The sequence below is a fragment of the Pedobacter sp. UBA4863 genome (genome assembly GCF_002399615.1).
Taxonomy (GTDB): domain Bacteria; phylum Bacteroidota; class Bacteroidia; order Sphingobacteriales; family Sphingobacteriaceae; genus Pedobacter.
The window spans coordinates 25,120-42,658 of sequence record NZ_DHDZ01000045.1 but is presented as its reverse complement, the minus strand read 5'-3'; the positions used below and the strand labels follow the sequence as shown (position 1 = coordinate 42,658).

The following is a 17,539-nucleotide window of genomic DNA, read 5'->3' as shown; positions in this document are numbered from 1 at the left end:
TTTCCTAAATGCACAACAGGTTGAAACTCATATTTTTGTAGAAAATTTAGAGAAATCGATAAACTTCTATAAAAATATTTTAGGTCTCGAGCAATGTTATTTTGAAGAAGAAAGGAGAACCGTATTTTTCTGGATTGGAAAACCAAAAGAAGCTATGCTTGGGCTATGGGAATAACCAAAAGAAGAAATAGATAAAAGACATTTTGCATTTAGATGCGAAAAAGAATTTATTCTGAATAACTCAACTGAATTTTTAAAAATTAATGGACTCAAACCTTATAATTTTTTAAAAGATAATACAGAAAAGCCAATGGTTTTTGCTTGGATGCCTGCAATTGCAATATATTTTAATGATCCTGATGGACATTATTTAGAATTCATTTCTATTATTGAAGGAGAAGCTAAGCCAGAATTAGGTGTAATTTCTTATGAAGAATGGCTAGAATATTCAAAGAAATAATAAACACTACGGGTAACTGTTGCACAACTTCAATTAAGTAAAACCGAGAAAAAACGAACTATTTTAAGCCCCTAAATCACTTATGTTTACCCTATAACGGAGAGAAAATAAAAATTAATTGACCTTTTTAGACAGACTGACGTTAGCGGCAAATGATGGACAACCCTAAAATTCTTAAACTACTGGAAAGGCAAAGAGATATTTTGTTCGACAAACTGAAAGGAGCTTCTATTTCTGGTTTGTACAAGGAACAATATGCCGACATAAAAGCTGGACGAGTATTCGTTTTTGACAATGGAGAGCGACGAATGCTGAATGACTTGAAAAAGTTATCAAAGGAGACTTCCCATGATACCTTATATGAGGATAAACTTGCTGAATATTTACAACTTGACAATAATGCTCTCGTTTCATATTTTCAAAATGAACTTGACAAAGTATTTAAGCAAATAATAGGATCCGGAAGGCAAGATGAAATTCAAGCTTTATTTATTGAATATGACTATTATTATCATTTCACAAGCAGTATAACATGTTGCGGACGACAGGAATACCCTTCGATTGAAGAACCTCGTTATATTTCGAATGAATACGATTATAACAAACAAATTCTATTCCTTGACAAGGTAATAAATTTTAAGCTAGCTTGGGTGGACTGTGAAGAGTTTAGTAACTTAGACTACCTAGAAATAAACTATCAACTTGAAGATTTGTTTAAGTTACATTCAAGGGTGCTAATACATAAAGCAATTGAGATACTAAACGATGAGGGTAAAATGAACTTCGTTAAAATTCGACCGTTTACATTTTATATCAAGGAGCATGACAGCGAAGTGATGATACTTTATAGACTGAATTAATCTGATGCTAACAAAAGTATTTGCGAAAGCAGGGCTGAACAATGAAACTTCAGCTATGTGCAAGTATCAGCAGTGGTTCTGGCTCTATATTCAATTTTCATCTTTAGTTCATAACTTCAACGCCATATTTTCAATTGAGCATTTGTACCAAGCTAGACAATTAATGAATTTCCTGCCTTTTCAAATAATCTAACGTTAGCTTGTTACCTTATTGAACGACTGTGCTAAATTACACGAACAGACAAATGAACAATAAAGCCAAGGCTTCGGGAAAATTAAAAGAGGTGCAAGCCGACACATAAACAAACACCTAGAAGTTTACAGCTGTTATTTTTGAAATTGCAATTTCAAAATGAAAACTGACCTCGAATTAGTTCCAAAACTAAGGCTGTTTTAATGTATAAATAACACTAAGCTGATATGAAATTCAATGGTTTCTCTTATCTTTAGACGATTTTACCAAATCAGTCCTTTTTTGGGCATTTTATTTCAAAACATCATAAAATAATACACATATGTCAAACTCATCAAAAATTATCTATACCAAAACAGACGAGGCTCCATTGTTGGCTACTTATTCATTTTTGCCTATTGTACAAGCTTTTACAGCCTCGGCAGGAATTGAGGTAGAAACAAGAAATATCTCTTTAGCAGGAAGAATTTTAGCAAATTTTCCTGAGTTTTTGCAAGATGATCAAAAAATTGGAGATGCATTGACAGAGCTAGGTCAATTGGCCAATACGCCAGAGGCTAACATTATTAAATTGCCTAATATTTCTGCTTCTATTCCGCAGTTAAAAGATGCTATTGCCGAGCTGCAATCGCAAGGTTTTGCATTGCCAAATTACCCAGAAGATGCTAAAACTGAAGAAGAAAAAGCAATTAAAGCAAAATATGCAAAAGTATTGGGCTCTGCTGTAAATCCGGTTTTGCGTGAAGGTAATTCTGATCGTAGAGCGCCAAAAGCAGTGAAGAACTATGCAAAAGCAAATCCGCACTCCATGGGTGCTTGGTCTTCAGATTCTAAAACCAGTGTAGCTAGCATGAGCGAAGGCGATTTTTACGGTTCTGAAAAATCTACCACTGTTGAGAACGATACACAGTTTAAAATTGAATTTATAGTTACTGATGGAGCGGTTACCGAACTAAAAGGATTGGCCAATTTAAAAGCAGGCGAAGTAATTGATAGTTCTGTATTGAACCTTGCTAAATTGAAAGCTTTTGTTGCTGAGGCCATCGCAACGGCTAAAGCTACTGGTGTTTTGCTTTCTGCACATTTAAAAGCAACGATGATGAAGGTTTCTGACCCTATCATTTTTGGTGCTATTGTAGAAGTTTACTTTGCAGACATTTTTACTAAATATGCCGAGCTTTTTAAAACTTTAGGGGTTGATACTCGCAACGGTTTAGGCGATGTTTACGCTAAAATTGCAGGTAACGCACAAGAGGCAGAAGTGAAAGCAGCTATTGATGCGGCAATTGCAAATGGACCAGCTTTGGCAATGGTAAACTCTGATAAAGGTATTACCAACTTACACGTGCCTTCTGATGTTATTGTAGATGCTTCGATGCCTGCCATGATCCGTACTTCGGGCCAAATGTGGGATAAAGATGGTAAACAACAAGATACCTTAGCCATCATTCCTGATAGGTGTTATGCTGGCGTTTATACCGCTACTATTGACGATTGTAAAAAACACGGCGCTTTTAACCCAACCACAATGGGTTCGGTACCAAATGTTGGTTTAATGGCTCAAAAAGCCGAAGAGTATGGCTCTCACGATAAAACTTTCCAAGCTGCAGCTAATGGAACTATCCGCGTAACCGATGCTGCGGGTAACGTGTTTTTTGATCAGCCTGTAGAAACTGGAGATATTTTCCGTATGTGCCAAACTAAAGACGCACCTATTCAAGATTGGGTTAAGCTAGCGGTAAACAGAGCTCGCTTATCTAATACGCCTGCTGTTTTCTGGTTAGATGAAAACAGAGCGCACGATAGGGAGATCATCAAAAAAGTGAATAAATATTTGCCAAACTTCGATACCAAGGGATTGGATTTGCGTATCCTTTCTCCAATTGAAGCAACTAAATTTACGTTAGCGCGCATCCGTAAAGGCGAAGATACCATTTCGGTAACTGGTAACGTATTACGTGATTATTTAACCGATTTATTCCCAATTTTAGAGCTAGGTACTTCAGCAAAAATGTTGTCTATTGTACCTTTAATGAATGGTGGTGGTTTGTTCGAAACTGGTGCTGGTGGTTCTGCGCCTAAGCACGTAGAGCAATTTGCACAAGAAGGTTATTTGCGTTGGGATTCATTAGGTGAGTTCTTAGCGTTACAAGCTTCATTAGAACATTTATCGCAAACTCAAAACAACGCTAAAGCACAAGTTTTGGCTGATGCTTTAGATGAGGCTAACGCTAAATTCTTGGCGACAGATAAATCTCCGGGTAGAAAATTAGGAACGATTGATAACCGTGGTTCTCACTTTTATTTAGCTTTATATTGGGCCGAGGCTTTAGCTGCACAAACTAAAGATGCAGAATTACAAGCTAAATTTGCGCCATTGGCTAAAGCTTTAGCCGAAAACGAAGCAAAAATTACTGCTGAGTTAATCGACGCACAAGGTAAAGCACAAGATGTTGGTGGTTACTATAACCCTAATGATGAATTGGCTTCGAAAGCAATGCGCCCAAGTGCTACATTGAACAATGCTTTGGCAAGTTTGTAATTAGTATTTAGATATAAAGTATTTAGTATTTAGAAATCCCCAGTCGGTTAGGCTGGGGATTTTTTGGTTATTGTTTCTGCTCTTTTCCGTCATCTCGAACGAAGTACGAGGAGAGATCTAACTGCTTGCTATTTTATCGTGAATATTGGTTTAGCCATGTGTTAGATTTCTCGCTTCGTTACACTCCACATCGAAAAGACGGCGGTAGGAGGGGTTCTACTCTTTTTCCGTCATCTCGAACGAAGTACGAGGAGAGATCTAACTGCTTGCTATTTTATCGTGAATATTGGTTTAGCCATGTATTAGATTTCTCGCTTCGTTACACTCCGCATCGAAAAGACGGCGGTAGGAGGGGTTCTGTTCTTTTTTCGTCATCTCGAACGAAGTACGAGGAGAGATCTAACTGCTCGCTATTTGATCGTGAATATTGGCCTAGCCATGTGTTAGATTTCTCGCTCCGTTACACTCCACATCGAAAAGACGGCAGTAGGAGGGGTTCTGCTCTTTTTCCGTCATCTCGAACGAGGTACGAGGAGAAATCTAACCGTTCGCTATTTGATCGTGAATATTGGTTTAGCCGTGTGTTAGATTTCTCGCTTCGTTACACTCCGCATCGAAAAGACGGCGGTAGGAGGGGTTCTGCTCTTTTCCGTCATCTCGAACGAAGTATGAGGAGATATCTAGCTACTTTCATGTGAATTAGTCAAAACTTACGAAAAAAGGTGATGATTGCTGATACTACCATTGCTTTATTTCACCCCATAAATCAATCCAAGAAGGGTTTGTAGCATTAATTAATTTTTCTTTCTTCTCTCTTCGCCATTTCTTAATTTCCTTTTCCCTGTCAATAGCCGCTACGATATCTGTAAATGCTTCATAATAAATACAAATTATAGCATTATATTTTGCAGAAAAAGATTTAGGGTGGGTTTTCTCTCTATGTTCTATCAGCCGGAATATCAAATCGGAAGTTACTCCTATATATAAAACAGTACGGTTAACATTAGTGAGTATGTAAATAAAGCCACCTCTTTCCATAATTCAAATTACACATTTCTTTTTAAATGGCTGAGGTTTCTTTTGTTTAGATTTTAATTTTGTTTTTTACTTAGTTGAAGTTTAGCGATACGTTAGATTTTTCCCTTCGGTCGAAAAGACGGCGGTAGGAGGGGTTCTGCTCTTTTTCAGTCATTTCGAACGAGGCACGAGGAGAAATCTAACCGCTCGCTATTTGATCGTGAATATTGGTTTAGCCGTGTGTTAGATTTCTCGCTCCGTTACACTCCGCATCGAAAAGACGGTAAAAACAATGTCTTTACTCTTTCGTCATTTCGAATGAGGTACGAGGAGAGATCTAACTGCTTGCTATTTGATCGTGAATATTGGTTTAGCCATGTGTTAGATTTCTCGCTTCGTTACACTCCGCATCGAAAAGACGGCGGTAGGAGGGGTTCTGCTCTTTTTCCGTCATCTCGAACGAGGTACGAGGAGAGATCTAACTGCTTGCTATTTGATCGTAAATATTGGTTTAGCCGTGTGTTAGATTTCTCTCTTCGGTCGAAAAGAAGGTACTAAAAAAAAGTTCCTTTACAGATTTAACTACTCCTCATCCGTATTTTTTAATTTCATTAGCAAAGAATAAGCACCTTTAACAGCTACCTTTTTCCCTTTCAAATCGGTAGTAATTGCTGTTTTACCTTCCGAGGTTTCTCCGGTTTGTACTTCGGTCATTACAAATTTACGAGTAGTGGCTTCTACAAAAACATAATCTTTGTTTTCAAAATTTACTACTGCATCTTCTGGTAAAAATTGTACTTTTTGGTTTTTGAATTGCAACTCAGCGTTCATGTACATGCCTGGTACCAAGCTTTTGTCGTATTTTTCGAAATGACAGTGCACCTCGCTTCGGCCACCATCCACGTTGTGGCTAATTAAAATTACCTCGGTTTCGTACTTTTTATCTGGATGTACATTGGTGTACGCCAACACACGCTGCCCGATGCCTAATTTCTGTAAATCTTTCTCAAAAACAGTTAAATTCAAATGGATGTCGTTAGGATTAATCAATTCAAAAATGACATCAGAGGGTGTAACATATTTACCGATATTTACATTTACCTTGCTCACATAGCCATTAATTGGCGAGTACACATTCACCGATTTGGAGATTTTTCCCTCGTTAAGTTGCGCTGCATTGATGTTAAGGAGTTTCAATTTTTCTATAAGCGCAGTGTGTTCTACCTTTAGGTTCTGATATTCTGTTTCCGCAATTTGTAAGGTTTTGTCGCTGTTGGCTTTGCTAATGTTTAGCTCTTTTTGGCGAGCAAGTTCGTTGCTAGCAAAGTTTAATTTATTGCGAATGCTCAAATAATCTTGTTGTAGCTGGATATATTGTGGATCTTCCATTACGGCAATGACTTGGCCTTTACTTACGTGAGTACCAGGCAGCATTTTGGTAGATTTTAAATATCCTCCCAATGGAATGCTAACAGAAACCAAATTTTGGGGAGGTACATCAATTTTTCCTTGCAATTTTAAGGTTTCGTTAATTTCTCCAACGGCTACTTCTCCAGTTTGGAGGTTAATGTTTTTTGCTTGTTCCGAAGTTAAGCTTACTTCATTTTCGTTAATAGGAATTGCTTTTTCTTCTTTGATCTGGTTGTTGTTGCAAGCCAGTGTCATTGAAATTAATAGTGCCCCTAGATATAAATTATATTTCATGTTATTGTGCTAATAGGTAATTCAACTCTGTTATATATTTGTTTAAATATTGGATGGCATTAAAATAACTTTCAGTAATGTTAATGGCTTCGTTGTTTAATACGGTCCATTCTAAATAATTGATTTCGCCATTTTTTAACTGCTTGTTTAAGGTAGATGTAATGGTCGCAGCTGTTTTTAATCCATCTTTTTCTAAACTATTAACCAATGCTAGCTGTTGCTGGTATTGTGCATAAGCACTTTTTAGGCTAACGCTAATTTGTTGGTTGGCATTTTCTGTTTCAGATTTTCTATAGGCTTCATAGGTTTTTGCCGACTTGATTTTATTGCGTTGAGCACCACCAAATAGCGGGATACTTAGGCCAAGTTGCACCGACTGAAAACGATCGTTTTGGAAATAGCTAATATCATCTCTAATGCTGGTGTTGTTGTATCCAATGTTAAATTCTGGTAGCAGTTTAGCTTGCTCCATTTTAGTAGTTGCCAATGCCGCTTTTTCTTCTTGCTGTTGCAGTTTTATTAGCGGGTGATTTACCCATGCCAAGGTATCGGTAAAAGTTGGTTTAACTTTTAAATGCGCAGCCTGTGGCTTTAGCGGTAACTTTGAGTTGAGTAAAAATGCCAACTGTTGTTGCAAGGTAAGTTCTTGGATATGCAAGTTTCTGAGCTTCGTGTTTACTTGCAATAACTGGTTTTCGGCACTTGCTTTCTCTAATAAACCGCTTTCGCCGCTTTTTAACCTCAATTCTGCCACTTGCTTTAATTTCTTATAGGCACTGTCTGCTTGTAAATAAAGCTGTTGCAATTTTTCTAGTACTAACAAATCGTAAAAAACTTGTGTAGTTAGCTTGGTTAGTTCAGCTTTGCTCAGTTCCTTTTGCATCAGTGCAGTTTTCCACTCTTCTAAAAACTTATCTTTTTGCCTAGCATATACGTTTGGTAAGCTAATACTCTGATTAATGCTTAATCTGTTGTCTGCCAAATTGCTGTTAAATTTTCCGTACTCGCCACTAATGTTTATTGGGGCAATGGTAGTTGCTGTTTTACTGAGTTGTTGGTTGTAGTCGGCCATTAACTGGCTGCTTTTTAAACTAATGTTGTTTTTGTACAAACTATCTAATGCAGCGTTTAATGTAATTGCTTGTTGGGCATTGGCCGATGAAACAGAAAATCCTATAAGAACTAAAATAATGGTGACTATTTTTGGCAATTTCTTTTTACGCAATAAGCCTTTTTCGAAGCTCACATATAAAATTGGCAGCACAAATAGGGTTAATAAAGTAGCAATCATTAAGCCGCCAATTACCACAGTAGCTAATGGACGTTGTACAGCAGCGCCAGCACCGTTACTAATAGCCATTGGTAAGAAGCCTAGAGAAGCTACAAAAGCAGTCATCAATACAGGTCTTAAACGGGTTTTTGTGCCTTTTAAAACGATTTTTTTCATGTCCTGTTCTCCTGTTTTTTTAATGTTGTTAAACTCGGCTACTAGCACAATGCCATTTAATACGGCAATACCAAACAATGCAATAAAGCCTACGCCAGCACTAATGCTAAAAGGCAAGCCACGAAGCGCCAATAAGAAAATACCACCAATGGCAGATAAAGGAATGGCGGTATAGATCAATAATCCGTACTTGATAGAACCGAATGCAAAATACAACAGTAAGAAGATTAAGACTAACGAAACGGGAACCGCAATCATTAACCTCGATTTAGCTTCGTTTAAATTCTCGAAAGAGCCGCCATAGGTAACCGTATAACCCGTTGGTAATTTAATTTCTGCTTTTACCTTCTCCTGCAATTCGGTAACAATACTTTCTACGTCTCTGCCGCTTACGTTAAAACCTACTAAAATTCTGCGTTTAGTATCTTCTCTTTGAATTTGGCTCGGACTATTCACCAAAGCAACATTAGCCACCTGCGAAAGCGGAATTTGATTGCCGCTAGGCGTAGGGATTAACAGATTTTGTACGTCTTTAATGTCTTTTCGTTTATCGTTCTGTAGCCGAACTACCAAATCAAAACGTTTTTCGCCTTCAAAAACTAAACCTGTACTTTGGCCTGCAAAAGCGGTGTTTACATTTCTGTTAATCTCGGCAATATTTAAACCATACTGAGCAATGGCAGCTCTATTGTACTCGATAACAATTTGTGGGGTTCCCGAAATTTGTTCTACATACAACTCTGTTGCGCCATCTACTGTTTTTACCAAGTTGCCCAATTGTTTAGCGTATAGCGCCAAGGTGTCAAAATCTTCTCCAAAAATTTTACAAACTACGTCCTGTCTGGCGCCAGTCATCAACTCGTTAAAACGCATTTGTACCGGAAATTGGAAACTGGTAGTTACGCCAGGCACTTCGCTGGCTGCTTCGCTCATTTTTTCAGATAGTTCCTCAAAGCTTTTAGCGGATGTCCATTCTTTTTTTGGTTTAAGGTTGATGATCATGTCGCCCATGTCCATAGGTAGCGGTTCGGTGGGTACTTCGCTACTTCCTATTTTGGCAACGATGTTTTTTACTTCTGGAAATCTGTCTTTAAGTATGCCTGCTACTTTTTGTACATTTTCTATGGTGGTATTTAAGTTACTGCCCGAAAGTACGCGAGTTTCTACCGCATAATCGCCTTCTTCGATAGATGGAATAAACTCTCCGCCTAAATTGCTTAAAACAATAACCGCAGTTATAAATAAGCCCAATACAATAATAATTACGGTTTTTGGGAAACCTAATACTTTTTGAAGCAATCTTTCATAACGATTTTCGACCTTAGCCATTGCCCTGTCAGAAATGTTAGGAGCCGTTTTTATTTTTTTACTTAAAAACAAGCTCGACATCATTGGGATGTAGGTTAACGAAAGGATAAAGGCACCTAGCAAGGCAAAGGCTACAGTTTGGGCCATTGGTTTAAACATCTTTCCTTCAATTCCCTCCAAACTAAAGATTGGCAAGTAAACAATGAGGATAATGATTTGTCCAAACACCGCACTGTTCATCATTTTAGAAGAAGCGCTCTTTACTTCCAAATCCATTTGGTCTTGTTTAAGAAAGGAAGCGTTAGCAAACTTTTGGCTATGGCTAAGTTGGTGCATTACGGCTTCTACAATAATTACGGCACCATCTACTATTAATCCAAAATCTAGTGCTCCTAAACTCATTAAATTGCCACTTACGCCAAAAATATTCATCATAATGATGGCAAATAGCATAGATAGCGGAATAACTGAAGCCACAATAAAACCAGCTCTCAGATTTCCCAAGAAAATAACCAATACAAAAACAACAATTAAAGCACCTTCTAATAGATTGGTTTCTACGGTTTTTATGGCATTGTTCACCATGCTTGTTCTGTCTAAGAATGGTACAATCTCCACGCCTTCGGGTAGGTTTTCTTGTATTTGCTCAATTTTTGCTTTAATGTCCTCAATCACCACATTACTGTTGGCGCCTTTAAGCATCATTACAATAGCACCAGAAACTTCACCTTCATTGTTAAAGGTTAAGGCACCATATCTAGTAGCAAATCCGATTTCTACATTGGCTACATCTCTAATGAGCAACGGTGTGGCACCTTCGTTGTTTTTTACTACTACATTTTCGATGTCTGCTTTGCTGCCAATTAAGCCCTCGCTTCTGATGTACTGAACCGTTGCTTGTTTTTCAATATAGGCTCCACCCGTATTTTGGTTGTTGTTTTCTAAGGCATCGAAGATTTCGCTGATGGTTACTTGGTGCGCTACGAGTTTATTGGGGTCTATTGTAACCTGATATTGTTTTAGCTTACCGCCAAAACTGCTCACTTCGGCTACACCTTTTACGCCAAGCAATTGTCTTCTCACTACCCAATCTTGAATGGTACGCAGTTCGGTAATGTCGTATCGCTTTTCGTAACCTTTTTTGGCTTTTACGGCATATTGATAAATTTCTCCCAGTCCGGTAGAAATAGGGCCCATTTCTGGCTTTCCTATGCCTTTCGGGATTAGCTCTTGTACTACCAATAGCCGTTCCGCAACCTGTTGGCGGGCCCAATAAACATCTACATCGTCGTTAAAAACTAAGGTAACCAAGGATAGGCCAAAGCGGCTATAACTTCTAATTTCTTTAATGCCAGCAATATTGCTGTTGGCTTGTTCTACCGGAAAAGTAACTAAGCGCTCAATATCTGTAGCACCGTAAGATGGGGCAGAGGTAATAATTTGTACCTGATTATTGGTGATGTCGGGTACGGCATCAATAGGTAATTTGGTAAGCTCAAAGCTTCCATATATAAGCAGGGCAATGGTAAATAGCCCAACGATGAGTTTATTCTTGATCGAAAACTCAATAATTCTATTCAACATGAGAATGGGGATAATCGTTTCTAAATAGCTTGTATATGCCACGCTATTCCGATAATTATCGAAACTTTAATGCCTGCATATCAAAGCCAACAAATAGTTTAACTATATGTAATTAAGAAATGATTGACCTTGGCGGTTGCCAAATTTTTCCGGCAAAAGCCGAATGAGGAATATAATCGTTATTGATGATGGTTTTTTGATTAGGCAGAATTTGATAAACTTTCTTTGGTAGAAAACCAGATGATGGGGGTAAAGCCGTGCTTAACACATTTGCGGCATAAAATTGGTATGCTTTAAAAGGGAGTTGGTTATCTCTTTCTTCATCATCATCGGTGTGCGGAATATCGTTATAATGATGTTCTATGTAATCGAAGAAAGTGATGTTGTCATCAAGGTTTTTATGTTCAAAATAATGTTGGAAAAGCACAGGCAGCCTAGTCAAGTCCTGTAAGCCAGTACAAGAAAGCGCATAAAAGCTAAGTAATAAGATGTGTAATGCTTTTTTCAACGCCTTAAAATTAGCTAAATAGGGCAAGAAAACAATTAATGATAGCCAAATGTTACATTATACAGAGAAATTGTAGCGCACTTACCCAATATGTAATTTTAATCCTCTGCCAATTCCTTCACTTTCGTTAAAGCTAAGGGCCACTTTTCCTCGAAATATACTTTGTATTCTTCATTGGTGTCCATTTCAACACTTAATAAAGATTTGCCGTCTTTGGTACTTAACTTATAGTTTTCATAAGCATTGCCCCATTTTTTTACTTCTTCACTATCGTAATCTTCAACACCTTTGCTGTAAAATCCTAAATGCAGTATAGACAAATATTCGTTAGGAATATGGTCGGCAATTTTCGATGCCATACCATTGCCTTCAGCATTTACAAAGAATACTTTACTTCCAACCTGCCAATCAGTTATTGCGCTCGAACCTTCAGCAAAAACAGCCGTCCATTTTGGATAGGTGGTTTCGCCTAAAAGGATGTCCCAAATTTTTTCTTTTGGAGCGTTAATTTCAATTTTAAAATATATTCTTTCCATATCAATAATTTGCTAGCCTAATTTACTGAAATCCATAAATAAAACGTTCCATTTGTGACCATCTAAATCGGTAAAGCCGCCGCCATACATCCAGCCATCTTTTTCGCCAGCTTGGGCGTAAACATCACCGCCGGCAGCTTTAGCTAATATTTTATCTACTTCTGTTGCATTTTCTGCATCAATAGAAATTAAGCATTCGGTACTGTTTTCCAAATCGGCAATTTTAAAAGGCGTAAAACTGTTAAACACTTCCTCGGTAAAAAAGTTAACAATGAAATCTTTTTGTCCAATTTTAAAAGAAGCCATGTTATTGCTTTTAGGTACATGGGTATTTAAACTAAACCCAATTTTGATAAAAAAATCAGTGGTTTTTTGAATATCCTTAACCGGAAGATTGAGCCATATTTCTTTTGTCATGATGTATTGGTTTTGGTTAGGATAACTAATTTAATGAAAAAAGATGGGTAAGAAGACTTAAATTATAATAATTGAGGTGTTTAGTAGCCTTTAAACCTATTCGGTTAGCTTGTATATTTCTTGTGTTAATGTTTAAATATCAATATCTTCGTTCTATTCAACGCCAAGATGAAGAGTTACAAATTGCTTATTTTATTGGTCTTTATCTTGTTTGCTTTTAAGCAAGATAAGCAGCCGCCTTTTACAAAGGTAAAATTTAAACTTCCTGTAGGGGTAACAGCAAAAGACTACCTGCCCAATACGTTAATCATTAAATTTAATGAAACTTCTAAAGCGGGCGTTTTGGCCAAAGGCACTAAAGAAGCTTTAGCTGTAGAAGGTATTTCCTTTTCTGCATTAACGCCTATCTTTAAAGAAGAACCAAAAAATAGTAAAGCATTTGGTACGCAGCAATCTGGTTTAAATTTTGGTAATTACTATTACGCCAAATATAGCGGTAACGTTGGTATAGATAAGGTAATTAACACCTTGCTGCAAAATAAAGATATTGCTTATGCCGAACCCAGTTACATATATAGCACTTGGTACACGCCCAACGATGCTGCCTATAGTACACAGTTCTATCTATCGCAGGTAAAAGCACCACAAGCTTGGGATATTGCTAGAAATGCTGCTGATGTAATTATTGGCATTGTAGATACTGGCTCGGAAATTACCCACCAAGATTTGGCCGCAAACATTTATTACAATATCGCAGATCCGGTAAATGGTATTGATGATGATGGCGATGGTTATGTTGATAATTATGCAGGTTGGGATTTATGTGGTGCTTCTGTAAGTACCATGATAGGAGATAACGATCCCAATGTAAAAAGTAGCGGTGCTGATCACGGAGTTCATGTAAGCGGCATTGCTAGTGCCGTAACCAACAACGGAATTGGTGTAGCAAGTTTGGCAGGTAATGCAAAACTGCTAATTGTTAAAGCTGGAGCAGATGATGATGAAAGGTCTATTTACAAAGGTTACGAGGGTATTAAGTACGCTGCCGATAAAGGTGCGCATATCATTAACTGTTCTTGGGGCGGGGTAAGTGGCGGCCAGTTTGGGCAAGAGATGGTTAACTATGCCATTAGTAAAGGTTGTTTGGTAGTTGCTGCTGCGGGTAATTCTGGTAATAATATCCCTATTTATCCGGCAGCTTTTGATGGCGTACTTGCCGTTGCCAATCTAAATGCTGATGACACCAAAGGTTCGGCATCTAATTACGGTACCTACATTGATATTTCTGCACCGGGCCAAGGCATCTACAATACGGTTTACAACAATGGTTATGCCTATTATTCGGGAACTTCTATGGCTGCACCGTTGGTATCAAGTACTGCTGCATTACTAAAACAAAAATATCCTAACTATACCGGTTTACAAATAGGCGAAATTTTAAGGGCAACGGCCGATAATATTGACGCACAAAATCCATCTTATGTAAAAATGTTGGGTAAAGGTCGTTTGAATGTTTATCGGGCTTTAACCGAAACAGCCACTTCCGTACGTTATCAAAATATTTCTATTACCGATCAAAGTTTAGGAAATAGGGCGCCCAATACAGAGATTGCTATACAATTTTCGTTAAAAAATTTCTTAGCCCCGGTAACTGGATTGAATATGAATATCACCAGTAACAGTGCTTATGTACAAGTTGTAAACGAAAATATTAGTGTGGGCAATTTCAATAGTGCTGAAATAAAGACCGATATTGGGCCAGTGAGGGTTAAGGTATTAGCCAATGTGCCCGAAAACCATGAGGTTACCTTTACCATAAAATATACAGGTAACGGTGGTAGTTACCTAGATACGGAAAGTTTTACAACTGTTGTGGCCTTAGATTACCTTAATATTTCGGTGAATAAAATTAGTACAACCCTTACTTCAAATGGTAGGGTAGGTTATAGCAAGGCCAATGCCATGGCAGGTTTGGGCTTTGTTTATAAAGAGGAGAATATGCTTTATGAAGCCGCTTTGCTGATTGCCAAATCGGAAACACAAGTGATGAATAATGCCAGGACCGATGCGAGCTATAATGAAGATTTTAAAAGGCAGCAAACTGCGGCTATGGTTCCATCTACTATGGCAGCTTTTGAAGGTACTAGCGTTTTTACAGATGCTGGCAGTGCCAATCCAATAGGCTTAAAAGTGTTGGCTAGGGCATTGGCATTTAACACTACCGCCAACGATAGTTACGTAATTATGGAATACGAAATTACCAATACAAGTAATGCCGCTTTACAAAATATCTACACGGGCTTATTTACCGATTGGGATTTGGACGAATCGTCGGCAAATGCGACACTGTATGATGCCACTACAAAAACCGCCTTGGTTTATGCCAAGAAAAATGCTGCTTACCCTTATGTAGGCATAAAAATGCTAAACTTACAGGCCGCACCAGCTTATTATCCCTTGTCATATCAGTTGGCCAATAGTTTTTTGGGAGATAACAATTTTATCATAGCAGAAAAATATAAAACACTAACTTCGGGCATACAGGCCCAAGGCTTAGGCTACGATACGCCAAATGGTTACGATGTGATGTTTACATTGGGCAGTGGACCGTATAACATTCTTAAAGATGGCACTATAAAAGTGGTTTATGCTTTCTTGGCAGGAGATAATCAAAATCAGTTAGCTACCATAGGCAATGCGGCCGAAGTAAAGTATAAAGAGGTATTGGCCGATCGAAAAAGTAGTATTCCTACCGAATATGCTTTAAAACAGAACTATCCAAACGAAGCCAAAACCTTTACTTATATCCCAGTTGATTTGCCAGAGAAAACAAATGCTACCATTACCTTTTATAATATAACGGGGAAAAAGGTATTAACGTTAACTAACGGGGTTTTAGATGCAGGTAGCTACCGTTTTTATGTTGATGTGAGCAAATTTGCAAAAGGAGTTTATACCTATCAGCTAAGTACATCGAGCTTTAAACAGGCGAAAAAAATGATTGTAGCGAAGTAAAGCCGCTCTAAAACTCCCGAAGGGAAAACTTTTGCTAAGTGCGCTATAAACGCTCTTATTTTGGAAGTGTTGGGCTGGGCGTAAAGCAAGCTCTGCAACGAGGTTCGTAACTGTCTTTTTCGCCTAGTAAAACTCTGGCTTCGTTGGCTGTTGTACGGTAAGAATATACCGCCGGACTGCCGCACTGCATGCAAACTGCATTTACTTTGGTAACGTGTTCTGCAATAGCCATTAATGCAGGCATCGGCCCAAAAGGCTTTCCCAAAAAATCCATGTCTAACCCCGCAACAATTACCCTGATACCTTTTTTTGCCAGTTTGTTGCAAACCTCTGGAAGCTCTTCGTCAAAAAACTGGGCTTCGTCTATACCTACCACCTGAGTATTGGTGCCTAACAATAAAATAGCAGCAGAACTGTCAACCGGGGTAGATTGTATGGCGTTTTTATCGTGCGAAACTACGGCCGTATCGTCGTAACGGATATCTGTCTTTGGTTTAAAAATCTCCACATTTAATTTAGCGATTTGCGCTCTCTTTAGCCTCCTTATCAGTTCTTCGGTCTTACCAGAAAACATAGAGCCACAAATTACTTCAATACTGCCGCTAAATTCTCCCCGTCTAAAATTTTGTTCGCTAAATAACATTGTATAGGTATTTTTAGCCAAACTTAGATAAATTTGCTTTTATATGCAATACAATAACTCGGCATATAAAAGCAAATTGTCTTTCTTTCCTCAGCCATACGAAGATATATTTATCTAGAGGGGATATAATGGATTTTTATAGTATTTTTGGCTGTCAGTTATTAACATAAAACACCAAAACTTTCGTTAGCATATTATGGTTTAATAATTGTTAAACGTTATGTTGGATTTTACTGATCTAAAAGAAAGAATAAACGGATGAAACAAGAAGCTCTTTTTAAGAAATTAGGGAATATACTTAACGAATTGAACGAACAATATCAGTTTTTAGCTCAAAATCCTGAGCAGTTAAGTGAAGTTGAGCTAGAGCTATTTTTGGCAAATGCAAGTTTTTTAACAGACCATATCCAAATTATTAAAAAACTGAATTTACCTGTACAAGCTCCAGTAATAAATGCTAAAGCTACCGAGGTGCTAAACGAAACCGTTGTTGACGAAGAGATCAGTGATGAGTTTAAAGATGTACAACAGTTAGAGGCCATCACCTTTGCCAATACAGAAAGTACAGATGAATTTGTTGTGCCAACAGCACCCATTGCAGGCACACCAGTACCAGCGCTTATAACAGAAGAAGCCGAAAGTTTTCAATTAGAAGCAGAATCTAAGCCCACTTTTGAGTTTATATTGAATAAGGATGATTTTTCTGAAGATGATAAGTTTGATTTTGAAGAGAAAACAACCGATCAGTTGTTTGATAGGCCTTTGAGCGAAGAAGAAGCTAGAATTATTGCGCAAAAAAGAAAGGTAAAAGAAAATCTTGTTAGAAATACAGAAGAGCTGGAAGAGGATGAAATTGGGCCAGAACCTTTCTTGGTACCTCATGATGAAGTAGAACAGCCGGTGGTTACAAATCGTAGTGTAGAACCAACTATTGCTGTTACAGAAACTGTAGTTGAAACCACTAAAATAGAAGCAGAGACAGACTACAAACCAACGGTAAACGATATGTTGGCAGGTAAAACAGGTACACGTTTAAATGAAACTTCTGGTGCTAACATAACCGACTTAAAAACCGCCATTAGTTTAAATGACAAACTGCTTTACATTAAAGATTTATTTAACGGTTACAATTTAGCCTATGCTGAGGCTATAGATATTGCCAACAAAATGCCAAATTTTGATGCTGCCGATAATTTTTTTCAGAAGAATTACGCGGTGAAAAACAACTGGGCAGAACAACAAGCTACCGTAGATAAGTTTTATCTGGTATTGAATAGGAGGTTTAGAGATTAACCCCCAGCCCCT

The 17,539-nt window shown here is 37.9% G+C and carries 12 protein-coding genes; 5 read left to right on the top strand and 7 right to left on the bottom strand.

The features are described 5' to 3' along the window. The first annotated feature begins 310 nt into the window (after positions 1–310). From B3I52_RS11945 to B3I52_RS11935, 3 genes are all read left to right on the top strand, one after another. A complete protein-coding gene (locus B3I52_RS11945; protein WP_293301548.1) occupies positions 311–460 on the top strand; it encodes a hypothetical protein in 150 nt (49 codons plus the stop codon). A gap of 152 nt (positions 461–612) precedes the next feature. Beyond that, positions 613–1,320: a hypothetical protein gene (locus tag B3I52_RS11940; protein ID WP_293301546.1), complete on the top strand. Its 708-nt coding sequence runs from the start codon at positions 613–615 to the stop codon at positions 1,318–1,320. 515 nt (positions 1,321–1,835) lie between these two features. Next, a complete protein-coding gene (locus tag B3I52_RS11935; RefSeq protein WP_293301544.1) occupies positions 1,836–4,055 on the top strand; it encodes an NADP-dependent isocitrate dehydrogenase in 2,220 nt (739 codons plus the stop codon). Between the two features lie 738 nt (positions 4,056–4,793). On the opposite strand, the gene B3I52_RS11930 is transcribed toward B3I52_RS11935, so the two are convergent. The 6 genes from B3I52_RS11930 to B3I52_RS11905 all read right to left on the bottom strand — a co-directional run bounded on the left by B3I52_RS11930 (position 4,794) and on the right by B3I52_RS11905 (position 12,576). After that, complete coding sequence (locus B3I52_RS11930) at positions 4,794–5,093, bottom strand: GIY-YIG nuclease family protein (RefSeq protein WP_293301543.1); 300 nt, start codon at positions 5,091–5,093, stop codon at positions 4,794–4,796. A 561-nt stretch (positions 5,094–5,654) separates the two neighbouring features. Next, entirely contained in the window at positions 5,655–6,776 is a 1,122-nt protein-coding gene (locus B3I52_RS11925; protein ID WP_293301541.1) for an efflux RND transporter periplasmic adaptor subunit, read from the bottom strand. A gap of 1 nt (position 6,777) precedes the next feature. Next, the gene (locus tag B3I52_RS11920; RefSeq protein ID WP_293301539.1) at positions 6,778–11,115 is read right to left on the bottom strand and encodes a CusA/CzcA family heavy metal efflux RND transporter; all 4,338 of its coding nucleotides are present in this window, start codon (positions 11,113–11,115) and stop codon (positions 6,778–6,780) included. A 112-nt stretch (positions 11,116–11,227) separates the two neighbouring features. Next, positions 11,228–11,623, bottom strand: coding sequence for a hypothetical protein (locus tag B3I52_RS11915; protein ID WP_293301537.1), 396 nt, complete (start codon positions 11,621–11,623; stop codon positions 11,228–11,230). Between the two features lie 98 nt (positions 11,624–11,721). Next, complete coding sequence (locus B3I52_RS11910; protein WP_293301535.1) at positions 11,722–12,159, bottom strand: SRPBCC domain-containing protein; 438 nt, start codon at positions 12,157–12,159, stop codon at positions 11,722–11,724. A 12-nt stretch (positions 12,160–12,171) separates the two neighbouring features. Continuing rightward, entirely contained in the window at positions 12,172–12,576 is a 405-nt protein-coding gene (locus tag B3I52_RS11905; protein WP_293301533.1) for a VOC family protein, read from the bottom strand. Between the two features lie 168 nt (positions 12,577–12,744). On the opposite strand from B3I52_RS11905, the gene B3I52_RS11900 reads away from it, so the two are divergent. Further along, entirely contained in the window at positions 12,745–15,591 is a 2,847-nt protein-coding gene (locus B3I52_RS11900) for a S8 family serine peptidase (protein WP_293301531.1), read from the top strand. 55 nt (positions 15,592–15,646) lie between these two features. On the opposite strand, the gene B3I52_RS11895 is transcribed toward B3I52_RS11900, so the two are convergent. Next, the gene (locus B3I52_RS11895) at positions 15,647–16,234 is read right to left on the bottom strand and encodes a thymidine kinase (protein WP_293301530.1); all 588 of its coding nucleotides are present in this window, start codon (positions 16,232–16,234) and stop codon (positions 15,647–15,649) included. A 258-nt stretch (positions 16,235–16,492) separates the two neighbouring features. Here B3I52_RS11895 and B3I52_RS11890 point away from each other — a divergent pair, with 258 nt between their 5' ends. Further along, on the top strand, positions 16,493–17,527 hold the full coding sequence (locus tag B3I52_RS11890) for a hypothetical protein (protein ID WP_293301529.1): 1,035 nt from the start codon (positions 16,493–16,495) through the stop codon (positions 17,525–17,527). Positions 17,528–17,539 lie beyond the last annotated feature (12 nt).

Coding starts and splice junctions, on each gene's coding strand:
- B3I52_RS11945 (WP_293301548.1), top strand. CDS start 311: ATGGTTTTTGCTTGGATGCCTGCAATTGCAATATATTTTAATGATCCT.
- B3I52_RS11940 (WP_293301546.1), top strand. CDS start 613: ATGATGGACAACCCTAAAATTCTTAAACTACTGGAAAGGCAAAGAGAT.
- B3I52_RS11935 (WP_293301544.1), top strand. CDS start 1,836: ATGTCAAACTCATCAAAAATTATCTATACCAAAACAGACGAGGCTCCA.
- B3I52_RS11930 (WP_293301543.1), bottom strand. CDS start 5,093: ATGGAAAGAGGTGGCTTTATTTACATACTCACTAATGTTAACCGTACT.
- B3I52_RS11925 (WP_293301541.1), bottom strand. CDS start 6,776: ATGAAATATAATTTATATCTAGGGGCACTATTAATTTCAATGACACTG.
- B3I52_RS11920 (WP_293301539.1), bottom strand. CDS start 11,115: ATGTTGAATAGAATTATTGAGTTTTCGATCAAGAATAAACTCATCGTT.
- B3I52_RS11910 (WP_293301535.1), bottom strand. CDS start 12,159: ATGGAAAGAATATATTTTAAAATTGAAATTAACGCTCCAAAAGAAAAA.
- B3I52_RS11905 (WP_293301533.1), bottom strand. CDS start 12,576: ATGACAAAAGAAATATGGCTCAATCTTCCGGTTAAGGATATTCAAAAA.
- B3I52_RS11900 (WP_293301531.1), top strand. CDS start 12,745: ATGAAGAGTTACAAATTGCTTATTTTATTGGTCTTTATCTTGTTTGCT.
- B3I52_RS11895 (WP_293301530.1), bottom strand. CDS start 16,234: ATGTTATTTAGCGAACAAAATTTTAGACGGGGAGAATTTAGCGGCAGT.
- B3I52_RS11890 (WP_293301529.1), top strand. CDS start 16,493: ATGAAACAAGAAGCTCTTTTTAAGAAATTAGGGAATATACTTAACGAA.